The following is a 14698-nucleotide window of genomic DNA, read 5'->3' on the forward strand; positions in this document are numbered from 1 at the left end:
CCCGGTGTCGGCGGAAGCATGGAAGCACTCTGTCCGGATCTCCACTGAAGGCGACGGGCACGTGCAGGAGGACACCTGCGGATACGCGGGGGCGACTGCCTGGGTGATTGACGGTGCCAGCTCGCTCCTGCCCCAGCTTGGGCTGCCCGGGCCCTCGGACCCGGCCTGGTATGCCCGGAACCTGGACCTCTTACTCACCGATGCCGCAGCAGCCGTTGGCATTGCACCGGCCCCGCAGGTGCTGGCCGATGCCCTGACCCGGATGGACGACCTGGCCCGCACCCTCGCCGGAGAGGAACGCATCCGCTTCCCGTCGGCCGCACTGTGCCTTGCCCAGCTGACCGCCGACGGGGTGGAGGTCCTTGCCTTGGCAGACTGCCACGCGGTGGTGGAACTGGAAGACGGCTCGCTGGTGCACGTCACCCATGAACCCGCCGATATCCGCATCGGCACGGAGCATTCGGCGGACCCGGTGCGGGAACGCGAACTGCGGATACTGGACCGGGAACTGCGCAATACCCCCGGACGGCTGTGGGTCGCCCGGCGCGAGGCCGAGGCAGCCTATCAGGCCCGTACGGTCCGGCTGGGCCCCGCGCGGCGGGTGGTCCTTGCCTCCGACGGTGCCTGGCGGGCCGTGGACCTGGGGCTCGTCGCCGGACCGGCCGGCTTCCTGGAAGCGACCCGCACCGCCGTCGCCGCCCAGGAGATGCTGTTGGCCCTGCGCACGCTGCAGACGGGGCTGGGCGAAAGCGCCGACGACGCCACCCTCCTTACCGTGGAAAGGAACTACCCGTGAGCGCTGATATTTCCTGTGACGTCCTGGTGATAGGCGGCGGAATCGCCGGCCTGTCCCTGGCTGCCGAAGTCGCCTCCAAGCTGGCCGCGGTTCCTGCATCCCGGGGGAGTGCCGGAGGGGTTGTCCTGGTGGAAGCGGAGCCGATCCTTGGATACCACACGTCCTCCCGCTCGGCCCGGCAACTGATCCCCAGTTACGGGCCGCCGGTCATCCAGGAACTCACCCTCCGGTCCCTGGCCTTGATTCGGGCAGCGGAGGCGGACCTGCCGGAACCGATCCTTGCTCCTAGGAGCTTCCTGCTCATCGGAGATGAGGAGTCGGTGCGGGACCGGGCCAGCGCCCATATGCACCCGGTGATGCCGGCCGAGGCACTGGGCCTCGCGCCGGAGCTCCGGCCCGAGGCCTTCACGGCCGCAGGGCTGGACACCACGTCAGTGGCCTGCAATACCGATGCCCTCATGGAGTACCACCGGCACCGGGTGACAGCGGCCGGCGGCCGGACCGTGACAGGCCAGCGTATTCACGCGGCACGGCGCACGGGGACGCCCGGGTCGCAGCGCTGGGAGGTCAGCGGAGAGGGACGTCGTTTTGAGGCCTCGGTAGTGGTCAACGCAGCCGGAGCATGGGCGGATACCGTTGCCGGGAGCTTCGGGGCACGCCCGCTGGGACTCACTCCCTACCGCCGCACCGCGGCAGTGGTCGACGTTGAACGGCCGTTGGACGCATCGGCTCCTATGGTGGCGGATGCCGGTGACCGGTTCTACTACCGGCCCGACGGCAGGCAGGTACTCATATCGCCGTCCGAGCGCGAGCCGAGCGCGGCGGAGGACTCCCGGCCCCGCGACGCCGATGTGCGGGCACTGGTGGAACTGGTCAACAGCGTCACCACCATGGGCATCACCGGGGTTGCCCGTGCGTGGACCGGGCTGCGCACCGAGGCGCCGGACGGACTGCCCGTGGTGGGGTGGGACCCGACCGTGCCGGGGTTCTTCTGGCTCGCAGGGCAGGGCGGCTACGGGTTCCAGACATCCTCTGCGATTGCAGAGCTGGCAGGGCGGATCCTGCTTGGCGAGGGCGGCGGAAATGATGCCCGCGAAGCACTCAGCCCCGCCCGGACCGCACTGTGATGAAGATCTCATCAATGAACGCGTAACGAATCAGCCAAGGTGCGCGCGTATGGTCATTAGGTTCCCGAGACATGCCTAGAGTTGTAGTAACAGTCCACTCCGACAAAAGCTTGATTGCATTAAAAATGCAGTGCTCGAAAGGTCAGTCTCAGTGCCAGATTTCTTGCCGCCGAAAGTTGTTGGCGTGCAGCAGCGTCCGCTTTACCTCCGGGTTCGTACGATCCTGGAATTTCTTAGTACGCTGTGGCTGATTTCTGCTGTTATCGGGATCGGATTCTTTTCCGGCGGCACCACCTCACTGGCCTTTTCGCTGATTCTTCTTTATGGCACGGGCGCGGCCCTGCTGGTGGTCATTTCGGCCCTTTACCGCGTCCTTTCCAAGGCAGCGCGACAGCGCGTGGAAGCCGCTCCCGACGATAACGCGGCTGCCGTATTTGTGGACACCACCCGGTCCGCGACTGAGGAGATCATGGCGGCGCTGCGTCCGGCCACGCCTCACGGGCGGCCGGCCGTGTCCGTCCGGATGCCGCAGACGGTGGATGCCGTGGACGTAGCCGCAGCCCTGGCAGTACGGACGGCGGCAATGACATCCGCCGCCGCGGCCGAGAAGTCTGCCGTTGCCGCCGCCGGAATGACGGCTAAGACCGCGACTGCAGGCAAGTCCGCCGTGAATAAGTCGGCCAGCAAGAAGAAGGCTTCCCCGAACCAGCCGGCCCGCCCGAGCAACAAGGCCCAGGCCGGCAAGGCCCGCCCTGCCAACGGCTCCGCTTCCCGCGGCACCGCAAGCCAGGCCGGCACCGCACCGAAAAAGAGCACCGGCGGGAAGAAACCGGGCACTGCGGGCAAGGGTGCGGGCGGGAAGAGTACGGGCGGAGACAAAGGCCCTAAGAACGGATCCGGCGGAGCATCTGCCGGGAACAGCGGATCGGGTGGAGCCGCGGTTTCCTCGGCCGCCCTTTCCATTCCCGGCTTCCGCACTGCCCAGCAGGAGATCCTGCCGCGCCAGGCGGGAGCCCCGTCCTGCGGACTTTCCTCTGCGCCCGCCCGGTCAGACTCCGTGGGTGTACGGCAGCTTGCCGCAGCCTGACGCAGGCAACCTAGCCCGCCTCCCGGCCCCGCCTCTCTTGCACGGAATTTCGGCCCCATACTCAGGTAGTTGTCAGGTTGCCTTCAGCACCTACCCAGACGAGGCGTTTATCGTCATTAGTACCTCATAAGGGTGCGAGTGATGAATGGACCGAGTAGTGACCGGTCCGGACGCCGGCAGACAAGGGTTGTTTCCCCCAACCAACCCCACGTCTGCCGGCGTTTTCCCTTTTAACCTTCCCGCCGGAGCTTCGCCCGCGGGTGAAGGCTAGGTTATTCCGCACTGAAGTCGGAAAATTCCCCGGTGGCCGGGGAAAAGGATTCTTCGACGTGGGCCACGGATCCGGGTGCTTTCGGGCCGCGCAGAAACTCGCGCAGCCCGTCCAGATCCGGCTCCCGGCCTTCGGCAACCACCCGCACCGACCCGTCCGCCGCATTGGAAACGACGCCGGTCAGGCCCAGCTGGAGTGCCTTGCGAAGGGTGCGGTACCGGAAGCCCACGCCTTGAACCTCGCCGGTGACCCGGGCCGTGAGCCGGCGGGGCGTTCCCTCCAGATGCTCTTGCTCATTCATCCGCACAGCGTAGCGCGGCAGGGCCGCGGGGACGCCGGGAAACCGAGGGGAAAACCCCTGCACCCTGTCATGGCGCGATCGCGGCCGCGTTCCGCCGCAGCGGCTCCGCCGTACGCGGCTTGTCCGGCACAATGGTGTCCATGCGTGCTGCCTTGCCCTCGACCTCCGCCGAAACCCTGGACCCGCGGGCACGCCGGATGCTGATCTTCGAAATCCTGATTGTGCTGGGACTGTCGCTGGGCCGGTCGGGGGTGTACGCCGTCGTCGAACTCATCGAGAAGGCGACCCAGGCTCCGCTGGGAGACCAGACCACCACGCTGAACCCGGTCCTCGATGACCGGCCCTACTTCGACCTGGTGTACCAGCTGCTGGGTATTTTCTTTTCGCTCCTGCCGGTGGCGCTGGTCCTGTTCCTGCTGACCGAGCCCGGGAAGTCCGCCTTCCGACGCATCGGATTCACGTTCGCCCGCCCGCTGCGGGACTTCGGACTGGGGGTGGTTCTGGCAGCGGTGATCGGCATAGGAACGCTCGGCGTCTACGCCGCGGGCCGGGCGCTGGGCATCACCACCGCGCTGGTCCCCGCAGCGCTGGACACGTACTGGTGGACCCTGCCGGTGCTGATCCTCTCCGCCATGCGGCACGCCGTGCTCGAGGAAGTCATCGTGGTGGGCTACCTGTTCCTGCGGCTCCGGCAGCTGGGCTGGGGGACACCGGCGATCATCCTCACCAGCGCCCTGATCCGGGCCAGCTACCACCTGTACCAGGGGATCGGCCCGGGCATCGGCAACTTCCTGATGGGCCTGCTTTTCGGCTACGCCTACTACAAGACACGCCGGGTGATGCCGCTGGTGATCGCGCATGCGCTGGTGGACATTGCCGGCTTCGTCGGGTTCGCCCTGTTCGGCCCGGCCATCGGAATCGGCGACTAAGCGGCGCATAGGATGGCCCGGTGACACTGATGACTCCGTGGGGCGCCGCCCTGGACCCCGAATCCGTCCTGCAGGAATACCCCCGCCCCCAGCTGGCCCGGGACAGCTACCTGAATCTCAACGGCTACTGGCAGTACGCAATCACCAGCACCCGGCGGGAGCAGGCACCGGAGGAAGGGGACTGGGACGGACAGATCCTGGTGCCGTTCTCACCCGAGGCACCGCTGTCCGGGGTGAACCGGCACCTGCAGCCGCAGCAGCTGCTCTGGTACCGGAGGTCCGTGACCCTGCCGGAGGGCTTCGCGGGGGAGCGGATGCTGCTGCACTTCGGGGCCGTGGACTCCAGCTGCTCGGTCACCGTCAACGGCATCCCGGTCGGCGGGCACGACGGCGGCTACCTCCCGTTCTCCCTCGACGTCACCGATGCGCTGGCCGCAGGTGGCGACGGCGGCCCGCACGACATCACGGTCCGGGTCCGGGACCTCAGCAACACCGGTTCCGCCAGCCGCGGCAAACAGACCCTGGACCGCGGCGGCATCTGGTACACCGCGCAGTCCGGGATCTGGCAGACCGTCTGGCTGGAAGCGGTGCCGCAGGCCAGTATCGCCCGCCTGGTCCTTGTCCCGGATCTGGACGCGGTCACCGCCACGGTGCTGGTCGACGCCGTCCGGTCCGCCCCGGACAGCACTGACCTGCAGGCGGAAGTCACCGTCTCCGCGGACGGACACCCGGTGGCGGACGCCGTCGTCGTCCCCGGAACCCCGGTGCGGATTCCGATTCCGGATCCGCGCCTCTGGTCCCCGGAAGACCCGTTCCTGTACGACGTCACCGTGCGGCTGCTCGCGGACGGGACGGAAACCGACCGCGTCCGCAGCTACACGGCGCTGCGCACCGTAGGCGTGGGGCCCGACGACGCCGGGCACCTGCGGCTGCTGTTGAACGGGCGGCCGTATTTCCACGCGGGCCTGCTGGACCAGGGCTACTGGCCGGACGGGCTGTACACCGCGCCGTCGGACGAGGCCCTGGCTTCGGACATCCGTGCCGCGAAAGACCTCGGCTTCACCATGCTGCGCAAGCACATCAAAATCGAGCCCCTGCGCTGGTATTACCACGCGGACCGGCTGGGCATCCTCGTCTGGCAGGACCTGGTCAACGGCGGCACGGCCTATAAGCACGCCGTGGTTACGGCCCCAGCGGTGGGCGCGGCGCACCGGTCCGACGACGACTACGCCGCCTTCGGGCGGGCCGACGAACAGGGCAGGAAACAATTCCTGGCGGAACTGCACGGCACGGTGGAGCTGCTGGGCAACAGCCCGTCGATCGCGGTGTGGGTGCCGTTCAATGAAGGATGGGGCCAGTTCGATGCCAATGCCGTCGCTGAGCTGCTCCGCGGCCTGGACCCGACCCGGACCATCGACCATGCCAGCGGCTGGCACGATCAGGGCGGGGGAGACCTCAAAAGCGTGCACGTCTACTTTGTGCCCTTCCGGCTGCGGAAGGACTGGCTGGCCGGAAGCCGTGCCGTGGTGCTGTCCGAATACGGCGGGTACAGCCTGCGGATCCCCGGGCACACCTTCAACGACAAGGAGTTCGGTTACCGCCGGTTCCGGTCCCGCGCTGCCCTGGCCCGGGCCTACGAGCGGCTGCACCGTCGGCAGATCGAACCCGCAGTGGCCCGCGGCCTGGCCGCCACCGTCTACACCCAGCTCACCGACGTCGAGGACGAGGTCAACGGACTGCTTACCTACGACCGCCGGGTGGTGAAGATCGACGCCGGGCTGGTGCGAGGGCTCAACGAACGTCTCGTCCGTGCCGCTACAGGCGGCGCCGGCGCAGCTTCCGGACGCCCTGGACAGGTGCCAGCACCAGCGCGAAAGCGCACATGAAGAACCACACAAGGAAGAGCCCGCCCCTGACCCCGTAGGCGCGCTGCCAGCCGTCCACCACTGCGCGGTCCCGGTCCTCCGGGTCATAGAGCACGGTCACCCGTTCGCCCTTCACTGCTTCGGGGGGTTGGGTTCCAACCAGTTTCCAGGTGCGCACCTGGCAGGTTACGGTCCTCGCCGTTCTACCGGAATCTACGTACCGGCCCTCAGCCATGGTGACGGTCCGGCTATTCCGCTTGCCTCGTCGTTCCGTGTAAACGCGCTCCACCGTTCCCTCGGCGCGGACGCCGATGTGCGTTACGTGCCGGTCGCCTTCGACGGCCGGCACGTACAGGAACAGGAGGGGAGCAACCATGGCCAGACCCAAGAGCGAGTACAGGAATAACACCAGTGGCGACGGCGGCTTCGGAGGCCGGGGAGCATCCGGAAGCCGCCCGTGCCGTCGCCGGACGGTGAATCTCGCCGCCATGCTTCCCCCCGGTGGATGGAACTAGATCTCGACGGGCCCGTTGGCTGTGTCGAAGGTGACGGACATGATGCCCGGGGTGCCGGCCGGAGCAATCCACGTGACATCGACGTTCTCCAGCGGCTTTTCCACGGGATGGCCCAGCCAGTCCGTGACGCGTGCGGCGGATCCGGCAATCGTCAGGGACTTGAGCTTCACCGAACCGGGCATCCCGGGAATGGCGTTGGAGGGGTGCAGCTCCTCGGTGCCGTCGTCCCAGCGGAGCAGGTAGGGCACCTGCGGATCGGCAATCAAGCCGTTGATGCCGATCTGCCGCCAGGTCAGCTCCTGGCCGTCCGGGAACTTGCGGTTGCCCGGCACCGATTCCCGGCCGAGGCGTTCCTCGAAGGGCGAGAGGTCATCAACGGCAACACACCAGCCCATCCAGCCGCCGCCGCATTCGGAGCGTTGGCGCACGGCCTGGCCAAAGGGTGCCTTGTCCGAGGCCGGGTGGTTCAGGACCTCCACCACCTCGACGTACTGGTTGTTGGCCAAGGGCAGGATCATATTGCGGGTACCGAATCGGGGGTGGACGCCACCCTTTACGAAGTCGGCGCCGAGAGCATTGGCAATCCTCTCGGTGGTGGCCAAAAGACCGTCAGATTCACAGGCATAAGAAACATGGTCCAAGCGCATGCGGCCCATTGTGACACGTCGTGATACGGGTCTCGACCAAGGGAAGCCTAAGTGCCGAAATTCTCCCTGCGCAGCACCACATCGCCGCCCAACGGGTCCGTAATTTCACGGTGCGTCACAGAGGTTGCGCGGGCGCGGCAGATCGGTTTCCATAGGTGCAGGTCATGAGTGCCAGCAGATAGCCCCGGCTTGCTGGCCGGCAACCCTCCAACCGCGGTGGGGTGCCCCGGGTGAAGACCTGGCCGTACGCCAAACGGGCGTCCGGCAAGCGCGGGTCCCACGACCCCACCGGACATCCGGCGTACCCGGATGCACCCCGGCGGCGTTGTGCGGCCCCTGGTTTGAGGGAGCATCATGAGTGCAGATTGGTCATTTGAAACCCGGCAGATCCATGTAGGCCAGGAGCCCGACGCCGTTACCGGCGCACGCGCCCTGCCGATTTACCAGACCACGTCCTTCGTCTTCCCGAATGCCGAGGCGGCCGCGAACCGGTTCGCCCTGGCCGAACTGGAACCGATCTACACTCGGATCGGGAATCCGACCCAGGAAGCGGTGGAAAACCGGATCGCCTCCCTGGAAGGCGGCGTCGGCGCCCTGCTGCTCGCCTCCGGGCAGGCCGCGGAAACCTTCGCCCTGCTGAACGTGGCGCAGGCCGGCGACCATGTGGTCGCCAGCCCCAGCCTCTACGGCGGCACCTACAACCTGCTGAAGCACACGCTCAAGCGCTTCGGCATCGATACCACCTTCGTGCAGGACCCGGACAACCTGGACCAGTGGCGGGCGGCGGTCCGGCCCAACACCAAGGCCTTCTTCGGCGAGGTGGTTTCCAACCCGCGCCAGGATGTCCTGGACCTGGAAGGGGTCAGCGCCGTGGCCCACGAGGCCGGGGTGCCGCTGATCGTGGACAACACCCTGTCCACCCCGTACCTGATCCGCCCGATCGAGTGGGGCGCGGACATCGTGGTGCACTCGGCCACGAAGTACCTCGGCGGGCACGGCACGGCCATCGCCGGCGTGATCGTGGACTCGGGCAACTTCGACTTCGCTGCCGACCCGGAAAAGTTCCCCGGCTTCAATACCCCGGACGAAAGCTACAACGGGCTCGTCTATGCCCGGGACCTGGGAGTCAACGGGAGCCTCGGTGCGAACCTGGCGTTCATCCTCAAGGCACGCGTGCAATTGCTGCGGGACCTGGGTTCCTCGGTTTCGCCGTTCAACGCGTTCCTGATTGCCCAGGGCCTGGAAACCCTGAGCCTGCGCGTGGAGCGGCACGTGGCCAACGCCGTCGCCGTGGCCAACTGGCTGGAAGGCCACGACGACGTCGTGTCGGTTGCGTATGCGGGCCTGGAATCCAGCCCGTGGTTTGAGCGGGGCCGCACATACGGACCGCGCGGCACCGGCGCGATTGTTTCCTTCGAGATTGAAGGCGGCGTCGACGCCGGCAAGCGGTTTGTCGATGGCCTGGAGCTGCACTCGCACGTGGCCAACGTCGGCGATGTCCGGTCCCTCGTGATCCATCCGGCCTCGACCACCCACAGCCAGCTGGGCGCGGAGGCACAGTTGGCGGCAGGGGTCAGCCCGGGACTCGTCCGGCTCTCGGTGGGCCTTGAACACATCGATGACATCCTCGCCGACCTCGACGCCGGGTTCCGGGCCGCCAAGGGAGCGTAGCTTCCGTGAACCGGCACACGGCGCCGCAGCGTCGGCCGCTGCAGCACCCCGTAGGACAGGACGGGGTGCTGCAGTATGCCTCCATCGGCGGACTGGAACTGGAAACCGGCGGGTACCTGCCCGACGTTGTCCTGGCCTACGAGACCTGGGGGCAGCTGGATCCCGATGCCGGCAACGCCGTGCTGATCCCGCATGCCCTCACCGGCAGCAGCCACGTAGCCCGGGGGAGCAGTAGCGAACCCGGCTGGTGGGAGGAGCTCGTTGGTCCCGGCCGGACCGTGGATACCCGCCGGTACTTCGTGGTCTCGGTCAACATGCTCGGCGGCTGCTACGGCTCCACCGGCCCCGCTGCACCGGCTCCGGACGGCCTGGCTTGGGGATCGCGGTTCCCGTTCGTAACCGTCCGCGATTCGGTCCGGGCGGAGGCCCGGCTCGCGGACCTGCTCGGCATAGCCCGGTGGCATACCGTCCTGGGCGGCTCGCTGGGGGGAGCACGGGCGCTGGAATGGGCGGTGACCGAACCGGACCGGGTTCTGCACTGCGGGGTGATCGCATCCACCGCAGCCAGCACGGCCGAGCAGATCGCGTTTGCCCAGGCGCAGCTGGCAGCCGTCCGCCTGGATCCGGATTTCAACGGAGGTGACTACTACAACGGGGCGCCGCCGCTGGCCGGCTTGGGACTGGCGCGCCGGATCGCGCACATCACCTACCGCTCCGAACCGGAACTGGACTACCGGTTCGGGCGCACCCCGCAGGCGGCCGAGGACCCGTTCGGTGCCGTGCTGCCGGCCGGGCGGGGCCGTTACTCCGTGGAGAGTTATCTGGACCATCAGGCCGGCAAGCTGGCCGGCCGGTTCGATGCCAACAGCTATCTGGTGCTCACCGAAGCGCTGGTCAGCCACGACGTCGCCCGCGGCCGGGGATCCCTGCGGGCAGCGCTCGCGGAAACGACGGCGGACTTCTTCATTGCCGCGGTGGAGTCGGACCGGCTGTACTTTCCGCAGCAGTCGGCGGACCTGGCGGCGGCCCTTCCCCGGGGGACGCCGGTCCACCTCATCAAGGCTCCCATCGGACACGACGGTTTCCTGACCAGCGTCCGGGAGATAGCCGGAGCCTTGCAGCGTGAGGTGTTCGGGTAGGACGCTCAGGCGTCCGGCGCCTCCATCAGCCAGAACGCCGCCCCGGTGGGGTCCGCCAGCTGGACCATCCGGCCGTACGGCGAATCCTCCGGGGCACTCCGTACCGCACCGCCCAGCTGTTCAGCCTGCCCCGCCGCGGCGTCGATGTCCCCGTGGCCGAAGTAGATTTCCCAGTGGGAGGGGATGCCCTCGGGCAGTTCAGCGGCAGCATCCATCACCCCGCCCACCGGGCGGCCGTTGCTCTGCAGCGTGGAGTACCGGAAATCGGCGGTGTCGGAAAGGACTTCTGTCTGCCAGCCGAAGACGTCCCGGTAGAACTTCAGGGCAGCCGGATAGTTGCTGGTCATCAGCTCGTACCAGACCGGGGCCCGGGTTTCATCGATCCGGGCGAATCCGCTGAGGGTTCCCGGCTGCCAGACGCCGATGGCCCCGCCGGTGGGGTCGCCGAGCACCGCCACCGTGCCCTGGTCCAGGGCCGGTGCCGGGTCCAGCAGCACCTGCCCTCCGGCGGCGGCAGCGGCGTCGGCTGTGGCCCCGGCGTCGTCGGAGGCGAGGTAGACGGTCCAGAAATCCGGAAACGCGGTTTCCGGCGAGTTCTGCATCATGCCGGCCACTGCCTGCCCGTCGCGGCGGAAATGGACGTAGTGCCCGGACTCCTTGCCCAGGTCCACGGCGTCCCAGCCGAGCAGCCCGGCGTAGAACTCCCGGGCCCGGTCGGGATCGGAAGACGTCAGGTCTGCCCAGCAGGGGGAGCCGGCAGGAAAACGCTCGGGTGCAGCGGGCACGGCGGGCACCTCTTTTCGGAAGAACCGGATGTCCCGGGCCGGTGCCGCAAAAGTCCCGGAACCGCCGGGTACCGGCAGTTATACCAATCCCTGACGACGGGCAACAGCGCCCACCCCTTGCCCGCTGCGGAAATTCATGGGAGAACATTCCCCATGGCAGATCGAATCTCCCTCTCCGGCCGGGCGCAGTGCACCCCGGAGGTCCTCTGGCACGTCCTCGTGGACAACCGGGCCGCCTGGTGGCCGGACATGGACTTCGCTCCGCACCCCGGAGCACCCCTGAAAGAGCAGTGGACCGAGGACGGGGTGGAGCACACAGCCACCGGCACCGTCTTGGCCGTAGCACCCGGCAGGCTGCTCTCCTTTCGCTGGACGGCACCCGAGTGGGGTGCACACACGGTGGTCAGCTTCGAGCTGACGGATGAGATCGACGCCACGGGGGTGGCGGTGACTGAGAGCGGCTTTGCGGCGCTCGACGCCGCAGTGGGCGCCGATCTTTCAGCAGCCCACCGGGAAGGGTGGGCCTTTCATCTGGCGAACCTCATTGAGCAGGCCGAAAAAACCGATCAGGCACAGCAGGCCGGCGGCTCCTGAGACGCTGCCCTAGTCCGCGGATCCCTGCGGCATGCTCTGGCCGAACATGGGACCGGCCTGGGGGCGCTTGGCCGAAATCCCGTCACCGGAGGACTGGTGCCGCACCCGCCGGACCACCCACGGCAGCAGGAATTCGCGGGCCCAGACCATGTCCTCTGTGCGGGCCGTCCGCCAGTTCTTCGCCGGCAGCGGCTTGGTCTCCAACGGCTGCAGGGAATGCGGGACCTGCAGGGTATCCAGCACCATGGCAGCAATGGTGTGATGGCCGAGCGGGGAGAAGTGCAGCCGGTCCGGCGCCCACATCCGGGGATCACCCAGTTCGCGGAGCGCCCACATGTCGGCAATGATGGCGCCGTGCCGCTTCGCTACGGTCCGCAGGTTTTCGTTGTAGATTCCCACCCGGCCGCGGACGCTGCCCAGCACCGGAGTGTTGCCGAGGTCCGGCCCGGTGAAGAGGACAACGCCGGCGCCCGTTGCACGCAGCTTGGCGACGGCGCCGTCCATGCGTTCGGCCAGCCGGTCCGGATCTCCGCCGGGGCGGATCACGTCGTTGCCGCCGGCACAGATGGTGACCAGATCCGGATTCAGGGCCAGGGCCGGCTCCAGCTGTTCGTCAATGATCTGATTCAGCAGCCGGCCCCGGATGGCGAGGTTGGCGTAGGCAAAGTCAGGCTGCCCGGACGCGAGTTCCTCGGCCACCCGGTCCGCCCAGCCGCGGTTGCCGCCCGGACTGTCGGGGTTTGGGTCCCCGATGCCTTCGGTGAAGGAATCGCCCATGGCAACAAAGCGGGACCAGACATGCACGGGAGGTTGCTGCTGCTGGAATTCGGGCGAAGGGGCGGCCTCGGGCAGGGAATGTGTACTCACCGGCCAATCCTTGCAAACCGGGCTTCGGCTACGCGACCGTAGGTTGTGAATTCGGGGCCATGCCAGAATAAAAGGATGACAAACCCCGCATGGAATCCCGTTGTTCTCTGGTCAAAACCCGAAGCCGAGCGGGCGGGCACGCCGCTGCTGGTGCTTTTCCACGGGTATCTGGCCAATGAAGAGGATCTGATGGGGCTGGCGGACCACCTGCCGGAAGACTTCACCATCGCCTCGGTCCGGGCACCGCAGGCCTCCGGGCCGGGCTACACCTGGTTCCCCCTGATGAGCGACGCCGATTACTCGGTGGACTCGGTAGTGGATGCGGTCGAGGACGTCGCGGCGTGGCTGGACACGGTCCGGGACGGTCACACCAGTGTGAGCCTGCTGGGCTTTTCGATGGGTATGGCCGTGGCCACCACCCTGCTGCGGCACCGGCCGCAGGACTTTGCCGCCGTCGTCGGCCTCTCCGGCTTCGTGGTCCCGTCGCAGGACAACCCGTTCTTCCACGACGACGAACTGCAGCCCGGCGGCGTGCAGTTCTTCTGGGGGCGGGACCAGGCGGATCCGGTCATTGACGCGCCGCGGATCGAATACACCCATGCCTGGCTCAATGCCCACACGGCCCTGACCAAGATCCTGTACTCGAACATGGGCCACGGCATCAACATGCAGGAGCTGGGCCACGTCAAGGAGTTCCTGGTGCATACCGTGCTGCGGGCAGGCACCCGGGCGAGCTAGCCCTCGCGGGTGATCCGCACCGTTTCGCCGTTGACGGAAACCAGATCGCCTGTATGCAGCTGGCGGCCGCGGCGTTCTTCAATGTCTCCGTTGACCTGAACCAGCCCGTCTTCAATCAGCTGTTTGGCCTGAATGCCGTCCTCGGCCAGGTTGGCGAGTTTGAGCAGCTGGCCCAGGCGGATCATGTCGTCACGGATGGGAAGGTCTTGGGTATCAGAGGAGCTCATGGCTCCATTCTGCCCGATCTTCGCGCACCGCCGTTTCCTGCGCGTCCCGAAATGCGCCGGGGCTGTAGGGTGGTCGGGTGCCAAACGCTGTACGGATGACCCCGCTGATCGGTCTGCCCCTGTCCATGCTGGGCGGCGTCGCCATGCCGGTCCAGTCCAGGGTCAACGGCGCGTTGGGCCAGCGGCTCGACGACGGCCTGGCCGCGGCGCTGGTGAGCTTCAGCGTGGGCCTGGTGGTGATGGTGCTGATCAGCCTTGTCCTGCCGCGCGGGCGGGCCGGTGCCTCCCAGCTGCTGCCAGCCCTGCGGGAACGCCGCTTTCCCCGCTATTACGTGCTGGCCGGCATGATCGGCGGATACTTTGTCCTGTCGCAGACCCTCACCGTGGCAGTACTGGGCGTGGCCGTCTTCACAGTGGCGGCCGTCGCCGGGCAGACGCTGACCGGGCTGGTGGTGGACCGGCTGGGCATCGGACCGGCCGGCAAGAAGGCACTGACCGTGATGCGCGTGGTCGGTGCCGTCCTGACCATCGCGGCGGTCGCGTGGGCAGTAAGCCCGAAGCTGACCGGCGGGCAGGAACCGTCGGAATGGCTGCTCCCGGTCCTGCTGCCGCTGACCGCCGGCATGCTCATGAGCTTCCAGCAGGCCATGAACGGCACCACGGGGATGCACTACGGCACTCCCATTACGGCAACTCTGGTGAACTTCATTTCCGGAACGGCCCTGTTGGCAGTCATGTGGGGCATCAAGGCGGCAGTGTCCGGCTTCGGCAATCCGCTGCCCGGCGAATGGTGGCTCTACCTGGGCGGACCGATGGGATGCGTGTTTATCGGGCTCTCGGCGCTCCTGGTGCGCAGCCTCGGCGTGCTGCTGACCAGCCTGGGCCTGATCGGCGGACAGCTGATCGGCTCGCTGCTGCTGGACATTGTCTTCCCGGCGCCCGGAACCACCGTAGTCGCAGCCACCGTGCTGGGCACCCTACTGACCCTGCTGGCCATCGTGCTGGCCACGCTGCCGTGGAACATGCCCGGCGGCCCGTTCCGCCGTCGTCGTACCGGCCGGACCGGCGCCTGAGCGGACCGGACCTGCGTCCGACCCTGCCCCGCCCGGCAAAGGAAAACTCCGCTGCGGCGGGCCCGG

16 protein-coding genes and 1 riboswitch are annotated in these 14698 nt (G+C 67.6%); of the genes, 10 read left to right on the forward strand and 6 right to left on the reverse strand.

What is annotated here, in order from left to right; genetic code table 11:
- The first annotated feature begins 4 nt into the window (after positions 1-4).
- The 3 genes from AC5RT8_RS07250 to AC5RT8_RS07260 all read left to right on the forward strand — a co-directional run bounded on the left by AC5RT8_RS07250 (position 5) and on the right by AC5RT8_RS07260 (position 3010).
- Positions 5-796, forward strand: a complete 792-nt coding sequence (locus AC5RT8_RS07250) for a hypothetical protein (RefSeq protein WP_494095033.1) — start codon at positions 5-7, stop codon at positions 794-796.
- Complete coding sequence (locus tag AC5RT8_RS07255; RefSeq protein ID WP_494095034.1) at positions 793-1923, forward strand: NAD(P)/FAD-dependent oxidoreductase; 1131 nt, start codon at positions 793-795, stop codon at positions 1921-1923. Before AC5RT8_RS07250 ends, AC5RT8_RS07255 begins: the two co-directional genes overlap by 4 nt.
- A gap of 184 nt (positions 1924-2107) precedes the next feature.
- Positions 2108-3010, forward strand: a complete 903-nt coding sequence (locus AC5RT8_RS07260) for a hypothetical protein (RefSeq protein WP_494095035.1) — start codon at positions 2108-2110, stop codon at positions 3008-3010.
- 272 nt (positions 3011-3282) lie between these two features.
- Here AC5RT8_RS07260 and AC5RT8_RS07265 read toward each other — a convergent pair whose 3' ends face one another.
- Positions 3283-3582, reverse strand: coding sequence for an acylphosphatase (locus AC5RT8_RS07265; RefSeq protein WP_494095036.1), 300 nt, complete (start codon positions 3580-3582; stop codon positions 3283-3285).
- 140 nt (positions 3583-3722) lie between these two features.
- On the opposite strand from AC5RT8_RS07265, the gene AC5RT8_RS07270 reads away from it, so the two are divergent.
- Positions 3723-4511 (forward strand): CPBP family intramembrane glutamic endopeptidase, encoded by a 789-nt coding sequence (locus tag AC5RT8_RS07270; protein ID WP_494095037.1) that lies wholly within the window; start codon positions 3723-3725, stop codon positions 4509-4511.
- Between the two features lie 29 nt (positions 4512-4540).
- Entirely contained in the window at positions 4541-6397 is a 1857-nt protein-coding gene (locus tag AC5RT8_RS07275; RefSeq protein ID WP_494095194.1) for a glycoside hydrolase family 2 protein, read from the forward strand.
- On the opposite strand, the gene AC5RT8_RS07280 is transcribed toward AC5RT8_RS07275, so the two are convergent.
- Complete coding sequence (locus AC5RT8_RS07280) at positions 6327-6752, reverse strand: DUF3592 domain-containing protein (protein ID WP_494095038.1); 426 nt, start codon at positions 6750-6752, stop codon at positions 6327-6329. The genes AC5RT8_RS07275 and AC5RT8_RS07280 overlap by 71 nt on opposite strands.
- A gap of 135 nt (positions 6753-6887) precedes the next feature.
- Entirely contained in the window at positions 6888-7538 is a 651-nt protein-coding gene (locus AC5RT8_RS07285; RefSeq protein WP_494095039.1) for a VOC family protein, read from the reverse strand.
- 160 nt (positions 7539-7698) lie between these two features.
- A riboswitch (SAM riboswitch) is annotated at positions 7699-7815 on the forward strand.
- A gap of 77 nt (positions 7816-7892) precedes the next feature.
- On the opposite strand from AC5RT8_RS07285, the gene AC5RT8_RS07290 reads away from it, so the two are divergent.
- Positions 7893-9209 carry a bifunctional o-acetylhomoserine/o-acetylserine sulfhydrylase gene (locus tag AC5RT8_RS07290; RefSeq protein WP_494095040.1) on the forward strand — a complete coding sequence of 439 codons (1317 nt, stop codon included), beginning with the start codon at positions 7893-7895 and terminating at the stop codon, positions 9207-9209.
- 5 nt (positions 9210-9214) lie between these two features.
- Positions 9215-10348: a homoserine O-acetyltransferase MetX gene (gene metX, locus AC5RT8_RS07295; protein ID WP_494095041.1), complete on the forward strand. Its 1134-nt coding sequence runs from the start codon at positions 9215-9217 to the stop codon at positions 10346-10348.
- A gap of 5 nt (positions 10349-10353) precedes the next feature.
- On the opposite strand, the gene AC5RT8_RS07300 is transcribed toward metX, so the two are convergent.
- Positions 10354-11133 (reverse strand): VOC family protein, encoded by a 780-nt coding sequence (locus AC5RT8_RS07300; protein ID WP_494095042.1) that lies wholly within the window; start codon positions 11131-11133, stop codon positions 10354-10356.
- A 153-nt stretch (positions 11134-11286) separates the two neighbouring features.
- On the opposite strand from AC5RT8_RS07300, the gene AC5RT8_RS07305 reads away from it, so the two are divergent.
- Complete coding sequence (locus AC5RT8_RS07305; RefSeq protein ID WP_494095043.1) at positions 11287-11727, forward strand: SRPBCC domain-containing protein; 441 nt, start codon at positions 11287-11289, stop codon at positions 11725-11727.
- A gap of 9 nt (positions 11728-11736) precedes the next feature.
- On the opposite strand, the gene AC5RT8_RS07310 is transcribed toward AC5RT8_RS07305, so the two are convergent.
- On the reverse strand, positions 11737-12594 hold the full coding sequence (locus tag AC5RT8_RS07310; protein ID WP_494095044.1) for an SGNH/GDSL hydrolase family protein: 858 nt from the start codon (positions 12592-12594) through the stop codon (positions 11737-11739).
- A gap of 75 nt (positions 12595-12669) precedes the next feature.
- On the opposite strand from AC5RT8_RS07310, the gene AC5RT8_RS07315 reads away from it, so the two are divergent.
- The gene (locus tag AC5RT8_RS07315) at positions 12670-13332 is read left to right on the forward strand and encodes an alpha/beta hydrolase (RefSeq protein WP_494095045.1); all 663 of its coding nucleotides are present in this window, start codon (positions 12670-12672) and stop codon (positions 13330-13332) included.
- Here the strand turns inward: AC5RT8_RS07315 and AC5RT8_RS07320 are convergent.
- Positions 13329-13559 carry an RNA-binding S4 domain-containing protein gene (locus AC5RT8_RS07320; protein WP_494095046.1) on the reverse strand — a complete coding sequence of 77 codons (231 nt, stop codon included), beginning with the start codon at positions 13557-13559 and terminating at the stop codon, positions 13329-13331. The genes AC5RT8_RS07315 and AC5RT8_RS07320 overlap by 4 nt on opposite strands.
- Positions 13560-13636: 77 nt before the next feature.
- On the opposite strand from AC5RT8_RS07320, the gene AC5RT8_RS07325 reads away from it, so the two are divergent.
- The gene (locus tag AC5RT8_RS07325) at positions 13637-14632 is read left to right on the forward strand and encodes a DMT family transporter (RefSeq protein WP_494095047.1); all 996 of its coding nucleotides are present in this window, start codon (positions 13637-13639) and stop codon (positions 14630-14632) included.
- Positions 14633-14698 lie beyond the last annotated feature (66 nt).

The organism is Arthrobacter sp. Ms25, from assembly GCF_059090365.1.

What these genes read in the sequence shown, in the direction of transcription:
- AC5RT8_RS07265 (WP_494095036.1), bottom strand. Translation starts at nt 3,582, where the DNA reads ATGAATGAGCAAGAGCATCTGGAGGGAACGCCCCGCCGGCTCACGGCC.
- AC5RT8_RS07270 (WP_494095037.1), top strand. Translation starts at nt 3,723, where the DNA reads ATGCGTGCTGCCTTGCCCTCGACCTCCGCCGAAACCCTGGACCCGCGG.
- AC5RT8_RS07275 (WP_494095194.1), top strand. Translation starts at nt 4,541, where the DNA reads ATGACTCCGTGGGGCGCCGCCCTGGACCCCGAATCCGTCCTGCAGGAA.
- AC5RT8_RS07280 (WP_494095038.1), bottom strand. Translation starts at nt 6,752, where the DNA reads ATGGTTGCTCCCCTCCTGTTCCTGTACGTGCCGGCCGTCGAAGGCGAC.
- AC5RT8_RS07285 (WP_494095039.1), bottom strand. Translation starts at nt 7,538, where the DNA reads ATGCGCTTGGACCATGTTTCTTATGCCTGTGAATCTGACGGTCTTTTG.
- AC5RT8_RS07290 (WP_494095040.1), top strand. Translation starts at nt 7,893, where the DNA reads ATGAGTGCAGATTGGTCATTTGAAACCCGGCAGATCCATGTAGGCCAG.
- AC5RT8_RS07305 (WP_494095043.1), top strand. Translation starts at nt 11,287, where the DNA reads ATGGCAGATCGAATCTCCCTCTCCGGCCGGGCGCAGTGCACCCCGGAG.
- AC5RT8_RS07315 (WP_494095045.1), top strand. Translation starts at nt 12,670, where the DNA reads ATGACAAACCCCGCATGGAATCCCGTTGTTCTCTGGTCAAAACCCGAA.
- AC5RT8_RS07320 (WP_494095046.1), bottom strand. Translation starts at nt 13,559, where the DNA reads ATGAGCTCCTCTGATACCCAAGACCTTCCCATCCGTGACGACATGATC.